This window comes from Micromonospora sp. DT44 (assembly GCF_049841635.1).
Lineage (GTDB): Bacteria > Actinomycetota > Actinomycetes > Mycobacteriales > Micromonosporaceae > Micromonospora.
In genome coordinates, this window is the sequence record NZ_JBNCKS010000005.1 from 30,992 (window position 1) to 44,678 (window position 13,687).

Genomic DNA, 13,687 nt, shown 5'->3' on the forward strand with positions numbered 1-13,687 from the left:
GTCCGGTCGGGTCGGCCCGGCGGCTCAGCCACGCGCCGCCGCGGTCTGCTGCTCGTCGGCCGCCCGGTCGGCGGCCGGCACCGACGCCTCGTCCAACTCGGCCTCCTCCGGGTCCGGTTCGCGTGGCGTGGGACGACCGAGCGCGAAGACCCCGCAGATCACCGCGACGAAGAGGTAGCCGAGCGCCACCTGGCCGTTGGCGTTCCACTCGACCCGCTCGCCGTGGATCAGCCCGACGAACGACAGCACCGCGCCCGAGCCGGCGAAGATCGCGGCGCGGACGAACCGCTTGTCGATGACGAAGACCACCACCGCGCCGAGCACCAGGCCGGCGAGGATGGCGCCCTGACCCAGCACCAGCAGCCCGTCGTACACGACACCGGCGCCGTTGAGCGCGTCGTCGCCCACCGCGGCGGCGCTGGTGCCGGCCGCCGCCAACGCGTTGTCGATCTGCCCGGTCGCCCAGGCCGCGATGTTCGGCACCAGCGCGGCGACCACGGCCGCGGCGTGCGCCCGGGGCGTCGCCTGGAACGCCTGCGCCCCGATCAGCAGGCCGATGTAGAGCAGGATCGGCACGATGGCCGCCGTCGGGAAGATCGCCGCGAGCAGTCCGAACATGCCGAGGAAGCAGAGCACGGCGATCACCACGCCGGTCGCCATCGAGTAACCGCTGCGGCCACCCGCGGCCTTCCAGCCCGGGTGGCCGACGTAGACGGCGGGCGGGAACGGCGAGCCGAGCGCCGCGCCGACCACCGCGCCCGCGCCGTCGGCGAGCAACACGCTGCGCAGGTTGTAGTTGTCCCCGGCGGTCGCCGCGCTCTCGACGTTCGTCATGCCCTCGGTGAAGTTGTAGACGCCGAGGGGGATGGCCGTCGCCAGCAGCGGCGCCATGTCGGACAGCCCGGTGAACAACAGGTCCAGCTTGAACGAGGGTACGGCGACCGCGATGTCCCGGGCGGCTGCTGTCACGTCCGGCACCGACATCGCTCCGCCAGCCCAGCCGATCGCGGTGCCCACCAGCAGGGCCGCGAGCCCGATCGGGAAGTTGAACGGCAGCTTCACGTCGGTGAGCAGGCCGATCAGCAGCAGCGCGAAGACCGGCAGGGCGACCCAGGCCATCCGCCACATCTGGCCGGCCGGGTTCATCGAGATGAAGGTGATCGAGATCCCGGCGAGCGTGCCGAGCAGCGCCGCCCGGGGCGCGTACCGGCGGATGTAGGGCCCGACGAACGCGCCGATCAGCACGATCACGCCGATGATGAAGGCCCAGGCCAGCCCGGCCTCCCATGCTCGCAGCGGGTCCTGGGTACGCAGGTAGATCGGGAGCATGATGACGAAGATGACGATGAACATGTGCGGCACGCTCGGCCCGTACGGCAGGGCCGTCACGTCGGTGCGGTTCTCCCGACGGGCCAGGCGGCGGGCCAGGTAGGTGTAGTAGATGTTGCCGGCGACCAGGGCGATGCCGAGCGCCGGCAGGATGGTGCCGAACACCTCCCCCTCGGGCAGCTTCACCACCCCGATGCAGAGCCCGGTCAGCGTGAGCACGTTGACTAGGACGTTGACGCCGAAACCGAAGAACGCGTTGGTGTCACCGCGCACCCAGAACGCGAGCGGGACGACGGTGGGCTTCGAGGAGACCATGGCTGCTCCCGGTCAGGAGGAGGGTTGCAACGCGGACGTGGTGGGCAGCACGGCGCGGACCTGCGTCGAGTCGGCGACCCATCCGAAGATCCCGCCCTGGGCGGCGATCATGTCGAGCCCGACCCGGTGGAACTCGGGAAAGTAGGACCCGACGCAGTCGGCGAGTACGAGGCACTCGTACCCCCGGTCGTTGGCCTCGCGGACGGTGGTGTGCACGCACACCTCGGTGGTGACCCCGGCGACCAGGAGGCTGCGGATGCCTCGCTCGGCGAGCAGGACGTCCAGGTCGGTGGCGTGGAACGCGCCCTTGCCGGGCTTGTCGATGACCGGTTCGCCCGGCAGTGGCGCGAGTTCGTCGATGATGTCGTGGCCGTACTCGCCACGGACCAGGATCCGGCCCGTGGGCCCGGGATCGCCGATCCGCTTGCTCGGGGCGCCCCGGTTGAGTTTGGCGGGTGGGCAGTCGGACAGGTCGGGCAGGTGCCCCTCGCGGGTGTGCACGACGGCCAGGCCGACGGCGCGGGCGTCGGCCAGCAGGGCCGCGAGCGGCGCGATGGTACGGCGGAGCTGGCTCACGTCGTTGCCGAGGCTCTCACCGAATCCGCCGGGCTCCAGGAAATCCCGCTGCATGTCGATGACGAGCAGCGCGGTGGTCGAGATGTCGAAGGAGTAGGGGCCGGGTCGCGCGGTGGCGATGGTCGGCATGGCTCACCTCATTTCGCCGTGGCGGCGATGACGTCGTCGGATGTGGCGACGCAGCCGAAGACGCCGCCCTGCATGGTGACCATGTGCAGGGCGGCCTCGTGGTTGGCCTTGTCGGTGGCGCCGGTGCAGTCGGCCAGGATCAGGCACTCGTAACCCCGGTCGTTCGCCTCGCGCATCGTCGTGTGCACGCAGACGTCGGTGGTGATGCCGGTGAGGATCAGGTGGGTGATGCCCCGGGTCCGGAGCACGAGGTCGAGGTTCGTGGCGTAGAAGGCGCCCTTGCCGGGCTTGTCGATGATCACCTCGCCGGGCAGCGCGGCGACCTCGGGCACGATCTCCCACCCGGGCTCGCCCCGGACCAGGATCCGACCGGCCGGACCGGCCCCGCCGATCTCCGCGCCGATGCGGGCCGAACGCCAGCGCTTGTTCGCCGGCAGGTCGGACAGGTCGGGGTCGTGCCCCTCGCGGGTGTGCACGATCAGCATCCCGAGCGACCGGGCGTGCTCCAGCAGCCGGGCGGTGGCCGGCAGGCCGGCCCGGGTGAGGCCGATGTCGTAGCCCATGGCGTCGACGTAACCGCCCGGCCCGCAGAAATCGGTCTGCCAGTCGATGCAGAGCAGCGCGGTACGCGCGGTGTCGGCCACACCGTCGTACGGCCACGGGTAGGGGTTGGCCGGTACCGGCCCGATGCTTCCCATCCTCTCGCCTCCTGTCGTGATCACTGGTGCGGCCCGTTCACCGCCGGGTGGCGGCGGAGCGGCGGTAGGCCCGCCACCCCCCACTGGCGCTGATGTCCTCGGCCGGCGGGCTGACGGCGTACGCCTCGCAGAGGAAGCCGAGCACGTCCCGACCGTCGTGCAGCCGGATCCAACCGAGCGAGAGGGGCGCCGGCACGCCGCCCAGCAGCCCACCGAGCGCGGCGCTGGGCAGCCGCCACAGCTCGACCTCGATCGGGTGGCCGGCCGAGGTGTCCGGAGCGACCCGGACCAGTCCGGGCAGCCCTTCGCCGTCGGCGGTGTCCATCCGGTAGAGCCGGTAGAGCGGCGCGGTACGGGCGGCTCCCGCGAAAGCCCCGCCGTATCCGAGCAGTTCGCCGTTGCGGGACTCGCCGCTCAGGTGCCGGCCGACCACGGCGATCAGCACGTCCGTCGGCGGTGGAACCGGGGGTGCGACAGGCTCGGCGTCCGGGTTGGCCGCGCCGCCCGTGGTGAGGGTGGCGGCCAGCCGGGCCAGGGTGGTGTCGCTGAACGCCGGACCGAGCAGCGTGAGGCTCGCGGGCCGGCCGGTGGCGGTGAAGCCGTTGGGCACGGTCACCGCGGCCAGGTCGAGCAGGTTCGCGAACTGGGTGTAGCGGCCCAGCATGGCGTTACGCCCGATCGGGTCCTCGGCGATCTCGTCGAGCGTGAACGTGGTGCCGACGGTCGGCACGACGAGCACGTCGACGTCCTGCCAGAGCTTGTCGACCTGGGCGCGCAGCTCACGCAGGCGGTGTCGTCCCCGGAAGGCGTCGACCGCGTCGTAGCGCCGGCCGGTCTCCAGCACGGCCCGGGTGACCGCCAACACCGACTCCGGGCGCGACCGCAGGAAGTCGCCCAGGCCGACGAGCCGCTCGGCCACCCAGGGACCCTGGTAGAGCAGGTCACCCGCCGCGAAGAAGGCGCCGAGCGGCACCGACCGCAGCGATCCGACGAGGGTACGCAGCAGTTGCACTCCGGCGGCGAAGCGGGCTTCCTGCCCGGTGTCACCGAAGAACTCGAGGTCTTCTGCCCAGGGCACCCCGAGGCGTAGCGTGCCCGGCATGCGGGCGACCACCCGCTCCGCCGGTAACGGACGGCCCCACGGGTCGGCCGTGGTGACGCCACGGGCGGCGTGCAGCACGTCGACGGCGCCCGCCACGTCGGGCGCGAAGACCGACACGCAGTCGAGCGAGCGGCAGGCGGGCACCACGCCGGCCGTGCTGAGCAGACCACGGGTGGGCTTGAGGCCGACGATCCCGTTGAGTGCCGCCGGCACCCGGCCGGAGCCCGCGGTGTCGGTGCCAAGGGCGAAGCTGACCTGGCCGGCGGCCACCGCGACCGCGGAGCCGGAGCTGGAGCCGCCCGAGATGAGGCCGCCGCCGAAGACGCTCTCGCAACTGCCGTACGGCGAGCGGGCGCCGGTCAGGCCGGTGGCGAACTGGTCCAGATTGGTCTTGCCGACGAGCAGCGCGCCGGCGTCGAGCAGCCGGCGTACGACCGGCGCGTCCTCGGCGGCCTCGTATCCGAAGTCGGGGCAGCCGGCCGTGGTGACCATGCCGGCCACGTCGATGTTGTCCTTGACCGCGAACGGGATTCCGTACAGCGGGGACGTGGGATCACCGTGGCGGGTCAGCGATTCGGCACGGGCCCGTAGCTCGTCGGCCGGCACGGTGCTGATCCACACCGGCCCGTCGCCGCTTCCGGCGAGCCCGTCGAGGACGCGTTCGACCTGGTCCGTCGGGGTCAGGCGACCGTCGCGGTACGCCGTCCGCAGGTCCGAGATGGATCCGACTGGCTCTGGCATACAGTCGATTGTCGACCGTTCTGTTACAGCGGGCGGCGCGTTCTGTAACGGGGACATGACGGCGCGCGCGGGGCGGGCGCGCAGGCCGCCGCTCAGTCCAGGTAGGAGCGCGCGCCGTGACCGGAGAGCACGGCGAGGACCTTTTCGGGGTCTCCCCCGGCGACCGCCTCGAACAACCGCTCGTGCCGGTGGACCCCGTCCAGGGGCTGCGCCACCTCCGCCTCACGCCGCAGGTTGATCGCCATGTAGAGCTGCAACTTCACCAGAATCGAGCCGTACACGGCGGACAGTTGGCGATTGCCGGCGAGCGTGACGAGCGCGACGTGGAACGCCCGGTGCGACTCGGCGACCGCCATCCGGTCGGCGGCCCGGGTCGCCTCCCGCATCGCGTCGAGCGTCGCCCGCAACCCCGCCAGGTCGCTCTCGCGGCCGACCGGGATCCCCGCCCGCACCGCGAATCGTTCGAGGACGTCCCGCAGCTCGTACAGCTCCCGCACGTCACGGTCGGAGAGGGTGGCCACCCGTACGCCGCGCCGGGGCACGTGCTCGACCAGCCCCTGCTGGGCCAGCAACCGCAGCGCCTCCCGCAGCGGCGCACGGCTGATCCCGAGGCGACGGGTGAGCTGCTCCTCGACGAGGCGTTCCCCCGGATCGCTCCTGCCGCTGAGGATCTCCCGGGTCAACCGGGCGACGGCGAGGTCCACCAGACTGACGCTCTCCAGCTCGCCGTCCGTCGTCGGTGCGGCCATGTCGTTCACTCCGCCGAGTCTGCCACCTGTCGCCGTGGGGGCGGCGTCGGCGCGTCCCCACGGCCCGGCGACCCGTGCGGGCTGCCCACGACAGTGCCGCCCGCCGCGGGTGTGCGGCGGGCGGCACGGTTGACGCGTGAGATCAGGAGATGACCACGTCGCGGTAGTAGTGGCGCAGGATCGTCTGGTAGCTGCTGCCCGAGTTGGCGAGATCACGCGAGCCGTACTGGGACATCCAGTCCCCGTCCACCCAGGCACCGCACGCCGTGGTGGTCGCGCAGTAGTGCGCCTGCATGATGTTGCCGCTGCGGGTCATCCGGGTCGACCAGGTCCGGTCCACCGCCGCCGACGTCGAGGTCTGCGCCGACGACGGCCGGTAGACCTGATCGCCCGTGTCGTCCCGGACGTCGTAGCACTGGCCGCCGGACGTCTTGCGGGTCGAGTGCAGCGCCCAGTACCAGCCGTAGCTCTTCACGGCCATCGCGCCGCTGTCCAGCGAGGCAGCCGGCCAGCTCGTGATCCACTCGTTCGGGAGGACGTTCTTGACGTACGTCTTGAAGTCGACCCGGTCGACGCGCCCGAGACTGACCCGGTAGACGAGGATGGTGCTCGGCAGCTTGCTGTTGGTGCCGTCGGTGCTACAGCCCGTCGGCCCGCTCAGCAGTTCGTGCGAGGCATTGTTGTTCTTCAAGGTGGCGTTGAGGTTGCCAGTCGCCCCGGCCGCGAAGTCCTGCGTCGTACCGGCGAAGTTGCTGTTGAAGTAGACCCGGACGGTCTTGCCGGTCCGGTTCCACACCGACGCCGCGTTGTTCTTCACGCACAAGCCCTTGCCGGCGCCCGCGCCCTTGAAGTCGTAGCACGTCGGTTGGGTCGTGCCGTAGTCGTCCAACGAGTCGGTGAAGTCCGAGACCGACCCGGCCTGGTTGCTGTTGTAGTAGTAGCAGAACTCGCCGCTGTCGCAGGTCCCGTCCCGTTCGGCTGCCGCTGCCGGCGAGGCGACGCTCAGGATGGAGGCAGACATGGCGAGGACGGCGCCGACTGCGGCGAGGCCCTTGCGGATTCTCATGAAGTCCTACTTCTCGTCGTAGCCCTGGGAGTTCCAGAACGCGGTCGGGTCGGCGTTGTCCAGGGTGGGGTCGCCGACGCTGACGGCCGCGTGGGTCTGCCGACCGGCCCGCACCTCGACGTGGGTGTGCGCGCCCGAGCTGGAGGACACTCCGTGCCACGACTCGTCGGCGATGATCTGGCCCTTGCTGATGGCGTCGCCCACGCTCACCCCGGACCTCGGCGCGGTGTGCAGGTAGATCACGGTCTTGTTGGACGAGGAGTTGTAGACCGAGATCGTGGACAGGCCGCCGCTGCCGGTGCTGCCCTGCGCGACGTAGGTGACCGTCCCGGAGACCAGGGCGCGCACGTCGGATCCGACACTGCGGGCGATGTCGATGCCCTCGTGCCGCCCGGGCGTGGTGGTGTAACCGTCGAAGCCGCACGTGACACTGCCGCCGCTGGCCTGGTACAGGGCGTACGACAGGTTCGTGCGCGTCGACGGCGAGAACTGGTGCGAGGCGTTGTTGTTCTTCAGCGTGGCGTTGAGGTTGGTCTTCGCACCGGCCGCGAAGTCCTGGTAGGAACCGGCGTAGCCGCTGTTGTAGTAGACGCGGACGGTCTTGGTGCTGCGGTTCCAGACCGAGGCGGCCTCGTTCTTGATGCACAGGCCCTTGCCGGCGCCGGCGCCCTTGAAGTCGTAGCACGAGGGCTGCTCGGTGCCGTAGTCGTCGATCGAGCCGGTGAAGTCCGAGATCGATCCCGCGTTGTCGCTGTTGTAGTAGTAGCAGAACTCGCCGCTGTCGCAGACCCCGTCCCGGGCCGCCGCCGACGCGGGCGATGCGACGCTGAGGATCGAGGTGGTCGCGGCCAGCGCGACGCCGACGGCGGCCAGGCTCTTACGGATGTTCATGGTGTCCTTTCCGGAAAGGGTGAGGGGGTGTGCGGGTCACTGCCCGCGCTGGTACTGCTCCCAGGTCTGGATCGGGATCTGAGGGCCGTCGTCCGGGCCACGGTTGGCCAGACCGTTCATGCCGAGGTGGTAGTCACCGGTCTGGTGCTGCGCCTGACTGGACAGGTCGGTGTCGCTGATCGCCGCGGCGTGGATGTGCCACGGCCAGTCGCCCTGACTCGGGTCACGGACCCAGGCGGCGAAGCCGACCCGTCGCAGCGCCCGTACGACGGCGGTGCGCCGGGTCGCGGTCATGCCGGTGACCGCGATGTCCACCACACCCCCGCCGTCATGCGTACCGGCCGAGGTCGGGTCACCCCCGGGGTTGTACGAGCCCTGCTCGAGCACCAGGGTCTGGCCCAGCAGACGCTGCGCCTCGGCCAGCATCGCCTGGGTCCGGGCGTTGACGACGTACCCGTCGCGCGGAACCTTCGCGCCCGGTCCGATCGTGTTGGCGACCGTGTAGCGGTTCTGCCCGAGTTTCGTCAGCGACGTCACCCCGGGCAGGCCGTTCGCGGCCAGTCCGGTGTAGCCGAGTGAGCGTTGGTACGCCGCGTACGCCGAGACGGTCACCGTGCCGAAGTAGCCGTCGACCCACTGCGCGCTCAGCAGGCCCTGCGCCTGCAACGCCTGTTCCACGGCGAGCACGGAGTTCTTCGCACCCGGGGTCAGTGTGTTGTCGGCCCGGCGGGGGTCGATCTGGGCGGCCAGGACGGTGGCCTCCATGTCCACGATCGGCCGCGCGGCCGCGGTGGCGGTCCGCTGCGTTGTGGCGCCGGATGCCGCCGCGTGGGCCGGGACGCCGACCGCCACGCAGAGCGCGGCGAGTCCGACGGATAACCAGGGTCGGCGCAAGGTGGCTCCTCCTCGTAGCTGGTGAGTCGTTCTCGGTACGACATCACCCTGCGAGAAGGGCCCTGCTGTTCGGTACCCCCGGCGGCCTGTCAGATCCGTCAGACCGTCACTGACCTCGATGAATGCGGTGTTGTCAGCTTGGCTCGAAACCCGTGTCTGACATCGCGGCCGGACCTCAGGCGGTCACGGTGACCATGAAGTACACCGGCCGTCGGGTGGGGAAGTACTCCCGGCCACCCTCGTCGACCATCTTCCAACTGACCCAGCACTTGCCAGGGCGGCTCGGCGCGGTGACCCGAACACGGATCATCACCTGTTCGCCGGGCGGCGTGTCGCCGATCGGCACCCGGTCCGGCGTCCGGCAGCCCTGACCGTCGACGGTAGGTTCCATCCGCGCCAGGTACCGGTTGTGCCAGGCGACCTGCCCCACGTTCGCGAGAGCCCACACCTTGTCGAACTGGGCGTTCACCTTCACCTGGGTGCCGTCGGGGATGGTGACGTCGGCGACGAACTTGCTCGAGTCGCCGGGGATCAGCGAGTCCGAGAACGCCGTCGCGGAGGGTGACGCGGACGGTGACGGTGACGCCGTCGATGCGCTCGAGCCACCCGAACCCGACCGCCCACGAACGGTCACGCCCAGGACGGCGGCCACCGCCACCACCAGCACCACCGCCGCGGCGTAGAGCCACCTCAGACGGCGCCGCCGCGTCGTCACGACGCGATCCTCGGCCCCCGGCTGCTCCACGACCTGCACCACGCCCTGTTCCTTCGGCGCGAACCCGGCGACGACCGGCGCGGGGTCACCGTCCCCGCTGGGCCGCGCGGCCGAACCCGGGCGCTGCGCCTCCTCCCATCGACGCCGCCACTGGGCCTCGTCCGCCTCGCAGGCTCGGACGAACTCCCGCGTGGTCTCCCACGAGGGGAACCGGGTGCCGCTGGCGGCCTCGTGCAGGGTCGTGTGCGAGATCCGTCCTGATCGCCCCGCCATCTTGCGGAACGAGGGGTCTCCCGCAGCGCTGCGCAATGTCCGTAACTCCTCGGCGAACCTCTGGGCAGGCCGTGCGTCCTGACTCGACTCCCCGGCACGCTGGTCCTTCATCAGTCCCCCATGTCAGACGACTTTGTCAGACGTTGTCAGAGCGTGTCAGAGGCTACCGAACGACCCGCGGCGAGCACCGATGTGGTGCATCCCTGCTTACCCCATCAGCCACCTCGGTTGCCGGCGTTCCTTCCGAAGACGTCGAAGGTGTACGTGCCGGTCACGCTGGTCTCCTCGGGTGGGTGAGTTCGCTACGACGTGCCTTCAGGAAGGCGCGCTCGGTCTCGTTGCCGGTCAGCGCGATGGCCTCGTCGTAGGCGGCGCGGGCCTGCGTGTCGCGCCCGAGCCGGGCCAGCAGCTCGGCCCGGGTGGCGGGCAGCCGGTGGTAGCCGGGAAGGTCGACCGTCTCCAGCGCGGCGAGAGCCGCCTCCGGGCCGTGCGCCTCGGCCACCGCGACCGCTCTGTTGAGCGCCACGACGGGGTTCGGCGTGAGCGCGAGGAGCTGGTCGTACAGCGCCAGGACCTGCCGCCAGTCGGTGGCCACGCCGTCGGTGTGAACCGCGTTGATCGCGGCCTGGATCTGGTACGGGCCGGGCCGGTTGCGTCGCAGACACCGTCGGACCAGATCGTGCCCCTCGGCGATGGGCGTGCCGTTCCACAGTGACCGGTCCTGGTCGGCCAGGAGCACCAGCTCACCGTTCGGGCCGAGCCGGGCCGGACGACGCGCCTCGATCAGCAGCAGCAGGGCGAGCAGGCCGAGGACCTCGGGCTCGTCGGGCATCAGCGCGGCCAGCTCGCGGGCGAGCCGGATCGCCTCGGCGCACAGGTCCGTCCTGATCAACGGTCCGGCGGTGGACGTGTAGCCCTCGTTGAACATCAGGTAGAGCACGGTGAGCACGGGCGGCAGCCGGTCCGGCAGCTCGTGGTCGGCGGGTACCCGGTAGGGAATGGCGGCTTCCCGGATCTTCTTCTTCGCGCGCACGATCCGCTGGGCGATGGTCGTCTCCCGGACCAGGTAGGCCCGGGCGATCTCGGGGACCTCGAGGCCACCGAGCAGGCGCAGCGTGAGGGCTGTGCGCGCCTGGAGGGCGAGCGCCGGGTGGCAGCAGGTGAAGATGAGTCGTAACTGGTCATCCCGCACGGGTCCCACCTCCTGGGGCGCGTCCTGGTGCTGGAGCAGGAGGGCCTGGGCGTGCCGGGCCTCCCGGGTCGACTCGCGGCGGAGCCGGTCGATCGCCCGGTTGCGGGCGGTCGTCACGATCCAGCCGCCCGGGTTGGGTGGCGGCGTCCGCCACTTCTCGAGCGCCGTGGCGAAGGCGTCCTGGACCGCCTCCTCGGCGAGGTTGATGTCGCCGAGGAGACGGGCCAGGGTGGCGACGCAGCGGCCGTACTCCGCGCGGTAGATGCTCGCCAGGTCCATGTCGGCCGGCCGGCTCCGGGTCAGGCCTGGGACAGGTCGTCGAAGGGGCGTACCTCGATCGGTCCGCACGCCGCCGCGCACTTCTCGGCCCAGGCGAGCGCCTGATCCAGGTCGGCGCACTTGAGGACCCAGAAGCCGGCGAGGTGCTCCTTCGTTTCGGCGAAGGGTCCGTCACTCATGGTGGTGGACCCGTTCTCGATCCGCACGACGGTGGCGCTCTCCGACGACACGAGCCCGCCGCCGAAGACCCAGACGCCCGCGGCCCGCATCTCGTCGTTGATGCGGCCGGTCTCGGCGAACACGACCTCGGTCTCCTCGTCGGACATGGCGGGCGCGCCCTCAACGCGGTGGACGGACAGCAGGTACTGCTTCATGACGATCCTCTCGACAACTCGACGGTCCGATGGTGACAGCTCAGGCGGCCAGGCGGCGTGCGAGCGCGGGGATGACGATCGCGGCGGCGACCAGGTGGGTGAGCATCAGCAGCGCCTTGGTGGCCGTGTCGGCGTCGGCGATGACGTCCGGCACCACCGACAGGACCGTCAGCGCCACCGTCGTACGGACGAACGCCCGCCGCGGTCGCCGGGCGAACCGGGACAGCAGCGCCGCGAGGACGACGCCGATCAGCGAGAAGACGGCGGTCAGGACGCCGAATCCCGCCACCGGTATCGGAGCGCCGCTCACGTCGAGGCCCACGCCCGCCGCGTGGCCGACGGCGGCGACGATCATGGTGGCCGCGCTCGCGGCGACCGTGGCGACGACACCGGTCCGGACCAGCGTGCCGAGGGTTGACGTGGCGCGGGTGGCGTGCGTGGTGGTGGTCATCGTGCCCTCCAGCGGGTGGGTGGCCCGGCTCGATGCCGGGCTCTCACCAGGGCTACGAACGGACCCGGCCCCGATCGACAGCCACGTCCAGAAACTTTCCGAGCCGGCACTCCCGCGGCCACCACCGACCGATTTAATAGAAACTTAAGGGTACGAAGGCAAAAAATTGTTATCCGAAGCCCGCTCGACGGCTACCAGGACAGTTAGTCGGCACCCTCCTTAATTCTTTTTCCGCAGATTGCCGCAAGCCTCCGACGTGCACATACTTCATCCGACAGAGCGTTATCTTCGACTCGAAGGAAATCACTGGTAATGCGGACTCCTCCCCCCGCGCACGTCGCACCGCCGGACCGGGCGCGCAAGCGCCGCCGCATCGCTCGCATCACGCTCGCCTCGGGGGTCGCCGCCGCCCTGGTGGGCAGTGGCATCTACATCGCCGGCGCCCAGGCCGAAGAGGTCGCGGTGCCGGGCCGGATCCAGGCGGAGGCCTTCGCGGCCCAGTCCGGCGCGCAGACCGAGAGCACCGGCGACGCCGACGGCGGCCGGAACGTCGGCTGGCTCGGCAACGGAGACTGGCTGCGGTACGAGGGCGTCTCGATCACCGGCGCCGACCTGAAGGCCCGGGTGGCGGCGAACAACACCGACGGAGGCGCCGTCGAGCTGCGCCTCGGTACGCAGACCGGCGCCCTGCTGGCCAGCTTCCCGATCGCACACACCGGCGGCTGGCAGAAGTGGACGACGGTGACCGCCACGGCGGCGAGCGTGCCGGCCGGCCCGCAGACCGTTTTCGCCGTCATGAAGAGCAGCTCCCGGTCGGACTTCGTCAACCTGAACTGGTTCACGTTCGGCTCCGCGACGGGCACGGCGCCGAGCGCGTCGCCCTCGCCGAGCGCCAGCCCGGCGACGCCGACCACCCCGGGCACCACCCCGACCACCCCGGGCGCCACGCCCACCACGCCGGGCACCGCGCCCGCGGCTGGCTGGGTGCCGGTCGACCAGGCCCGGTGGGACCGGGAACTGGCTGCCTTCAACGCGATCACGCCGAAGCCGGTGACGCCGGGCACGACCCGCGTTCCCGAGTTCCACACGGACTGCGAGCTGGCCAACTCGGCGCCGGACGACCCGATCGTCGTCCCCGGTCTGCCGGGCGCGTCGCACATGCACACCTTCTTCGGGCCGAAGGTCGACGCGTTCACCACGACCGACAAGCTGCTCTCCTCGACGACCACCTGCAACGCCCCCGGTGACCTGAGCGCCTACTGGACGCCGGAGCTGCGCAAGGACGGCAAGCCCGTACCGATGAAGAGTTTCCGGGTCTACTACGGCTCGCGGGTGAAGGACCCGTCCACCGTCAAGCCGTTCCCGCCGGGCCTGCGGATGGTCGAGGGTGACGCCAAGAAGCAGGTCGACACCCCGAAGAACGCCGGCAGCAACCAGTTCTGGTGCGCGGGCAGCGCCGAGACGGGCCGCAGCTCCGACGGCAACTGGCCGGTCTGCGCCTCCGGCGGCAACCTCATCTTCCAGCTCGTCTTCAAGGACTGCTGGGACGGCAAGAACATCGACTCGCCCGACCACAAGTCGCACATGGGCGACCCGGTCAACGGCGTCTGCACCGGCAAGTACCCGGTGGCGGTGCCGGACCTGTCGTTCATGGTGAACTACCAGTCGCTGGGCGGCGACGGCCTGAGCCTCTCCTCGGGCAAGCCGTCCTCCATGCACGGTGACTTCATGAATGCCTGGGACCCGGCCCACCTCGGTCCCCTGGTGAAGTCCTGCCTGAACCAGAAGGCCAAGTGCGGCACCGAGGTGACCTTCGCCGGCGGCTGACCCCACACGCAACCCGAGAGGCGGGGCCCCCCCCCCGCCGGGGGGGGGCCCCCCGGGGGGCGACCCCCCCCACCAAACCGGCACGA

Annotated in this window: 13 protein-coding genes; 1 reads left to right on the forward strand and 12 read right to left on the reverse strand. The window is 70.9% G+C overall.

Translation table 11 applies throughout. The annotated features are described in order from the left end of the window. Positions 1-24: 24 nt before the first annotated feature. From ACLQ25_RS04360 to ACLQ25_RS04415, 12 genes are all read right to left on the reverse strand, one after another. Positions 25-1,644, reverse strand: a complete 1,620-nt coding sequence (locus ACLQ25_RS04360) for a regulator (RefSeq protein WP_425729275.1) — start codon at positions 1,642-1,644, stop codon at positions 25-27. A gap of 12 nt (positions 1,645-1,656) precedes the next feature. Continuing rightward, the gene (locus tag ACLQ25_RS04365; RefSeq protein WP_425729277.1) at positions 1,657-2,349 is read right to left on the reverse strand and encodes a cysteine hydrolase family protein; all 693 of its coding nucleotides are present in this window, start codon (positions 2,347-2,349) and stop codon (positions 1,657-1,659) included. A gap of 8 nt (positions 2,350-2,357) precedes the next feature. Next, positions 2,358-3,047: a biuret amidohydrolase gene (locus ACLQ25_RS04370; protein ID WP_396803197.1), complete on the reverse strand. Its 690-nt coding sequence runs from the start codon at positions 3,045-3,047 to the stop codon at positions 2,358-2,360. Between the two features lie 37 nt (positions 3,048-3,084). Continuing rightward, complete coding sequence (gene atzF / locus ACLQ25_RS04375; RefSeq protein WP_425729279.1) at positions 3,085-4,890, reverse strand: allophanate hydrolase; 1,806 nt, start codon at positions 4,888-4,890, stop codon at positions 3,085-3,087. Between the two features lie 92 nt (positions 4,891-4,982). Continuing rightward, positions 4,983-5,639: a GntR family transcriptional regulator gene (locus tag ACLQ25_RS04380; protein WP_425729470.1), complete on the reverse strand. Its 657-nt coding sequence runs from the start codon at positions 5,637-5,639 to the stop codon at positions 4,983-4,985. Positions 5,640-5,781: 142 nt separating this feature from the next. Then, positions 5,782-6,705, reverse strand: coding sequence for a peptidase inhibitor family I36 protein (locus ACLQ25_RS04385; protein ID WP_425729281.1), 924 nt, complete (start codon positions 6,703-6,705; stop codon positions 5,782-5,784). A gap of 6 nt (positions 6,706-6,711) precedes the next feature. Further along, positions 6,712-7,596 (reverse strand): peptidase inhibitor family I36 protein, encoded by an 885-nt coding sequence (locus ACLQ25_RS04390; RefSeq protein ID WP_425729283.1) that lies wholly within the window; start codon positions 7,594-7,596, stop codon positions 6,712-6,714. A gap of 36 nt (positions 7,597-7,632) precedes the next feature. After that, positions 7,633-8,490 (reverse strand): peptidoglycan-binding domain-containing protein, encoded by an 858-nt coding sequence (locus tag ACLQ25_RS04395; RefSeq protein WP_425729285.1) that lies wholly within the window; start codon positions 8,488-8,490, stop codon positions 7,633-7,635. Positions 8,491-8,665: 175 nt separating this feature from the next. Further along, positions 8,666-9,589 (reverse strand): NBR1-Ig-like domain-containing protein, encoded by a 924-nt coding sequence (locus ACLQ25_RS04400; protein WP_425729287.1) that lies wholly within the window; start codon positions 9,587-9,589, stop codon positions 8,666-8,668. Between the two features lie 160 nt (positions 9,590-9,749). Then, positions 9,750-10,949, reverse strand: a complete 1,200-nt coding sequence (locus ACLQ25_RS04405; RefSeq protein WP_425729289.1) for an RNA polymerase sigma factor — start codon at positions 10,947-10,949, stop codon at positions 9,750-9,752. A 20-nt stretch (positions 10,950-10,969) separates the two neighbouring features. Beyond that, a complete protein-coding gene (locus ACLQ25_RS04410) occupies positions 10,970-11,323 on the reverse strand; it encodes a YciI family protein (RefSeq protein ID WP_425729291.1) in 354 nt (117 codons plus the stop codon). A gap of 40 nt (positions 11,324-11,363) precedes the next feature. Then, a complete protein-coding gene (locus ACLQ25_RS04415; RefSeq protein ID WP_425729293.1) occupies positions 11,364-11,774 on the reverse strand; it encodes a DUF6069 family protein in 411 nt (136 codons plus the stop codon). Positions 11,775-12,086: 312 nt separating this feature from the next. On the opposite strand from ACLQ25_RS04415, the gene ACLQ25_RS04420 reads away from it, so the two are divergent. Further along, positions 12,087-13,601, forward strand: coding sequence for a DUF1996 domain-containing protein (locus tag ACLQ25_RS04420; RefSeq protein ID WP_425729295.1), 1,515 nt, complete (start codon positions 12,087-12,089; stop codon positions 13,599-13,601). Positions 13,602-13,687 lie beyond the last annotated feature (86 nt).

What these genes read in the sequence shown, in the direction of transcription:
- atzF (WP_425729279.1), bottom strand. Translation starts at nt 4,890, where the DNA reads ATGCCAGAGCCAGTCGGATCCATCTCGGACCTGCGGACGGCGTACCGC.
- ACLQ25_RS04385 (WP_425729281.1), bottom strand. Translation starts at nt 6,705, where the DNA reads ATGAGAATCCGCAAGGGCCTCGCCGCAGTCGGCGCCGTCCTCGCCATG.
- ACLQ25_RS04365 (WP_425729277.1), bottom strand. Translation starts at nt 2,349, where the DNA reads ATGCCGACCATCGCCACCGCGCGACCCGGCCCCTACTCCTTCGACATC.
- ACLQ25_RS04410 (WP_425729291.1), bottom strand. Translation starts at nt 11,323, where the DNA reads ATGAAGCAGTACCTGCTGTCCGTCCACCGCGTTGAGGGCGCGCCCGCC.
- ACLQ25_RS04405 (WP_425729289.1), bottom strand. Translation starts at nt 10,949, where the DNA reads ATGGACCTGGCGAGCATCTACCGCGCGGAGTACGGCCGCTGCGTCGCC.
- ACLQ25_RS04370 (WP_396803197.1), bottom strand. Translation starts at nt 3,047, where the DNA reads ATGGGAAGCATCGGGCCGGTACCGGCCAACCCCTACCCGTGGCCGTAC.
- ACLQ25_RS04400 (WP_425729287.1), bottom strand. Translation starts at nt 9,589, where the DNA reads ATGAAGGACCAGCGTGCCGGGGAGTCGAGTCAGGACGCACGGCCTGCC.
- ACLQ25_RS04360 (WP_425729275.1), bottom strand. Translation starts at nt 1,644, where the DNA reads ATGGTCTCCTCGAAGCCCACCGTCGTCCCGCTCGCGTTCTGGGTGCGC.
- ACLQ25_RS04390 (WP_425729283.1), bottom strand. Translation starts at nt 7,596, where the DNA reads ATGAACATCCGTAAGAGCCTGGCCGCCGTCGGCGTCGCGCTGGCCGCG.
- ACLQ25_RS04415 (WP_425729293.1), bottom strand. Translation starts at nt 11,774, where the DNA reads ATGACCACCACCACGCACGCCACCCGCGCCACGTCAACCCTCGGCACG.
- ACLQ25_RS04420 (WP_425729295.1), top strand. Translation starts at nt 12,087, where the DNA reads ATGCGGACTCCTCCCCCCGCGCACGTCGCACCGCCGGACCGGGCGCGC.
- ACLQ25_RS04380 (WP_425729470.1), bottom strand. Translation starts at nt 5,639, where the DNA reads ATGGCCGCACCGACGACGGACGGCGAGCTGGAGAGCGTCAGTCTGGTG.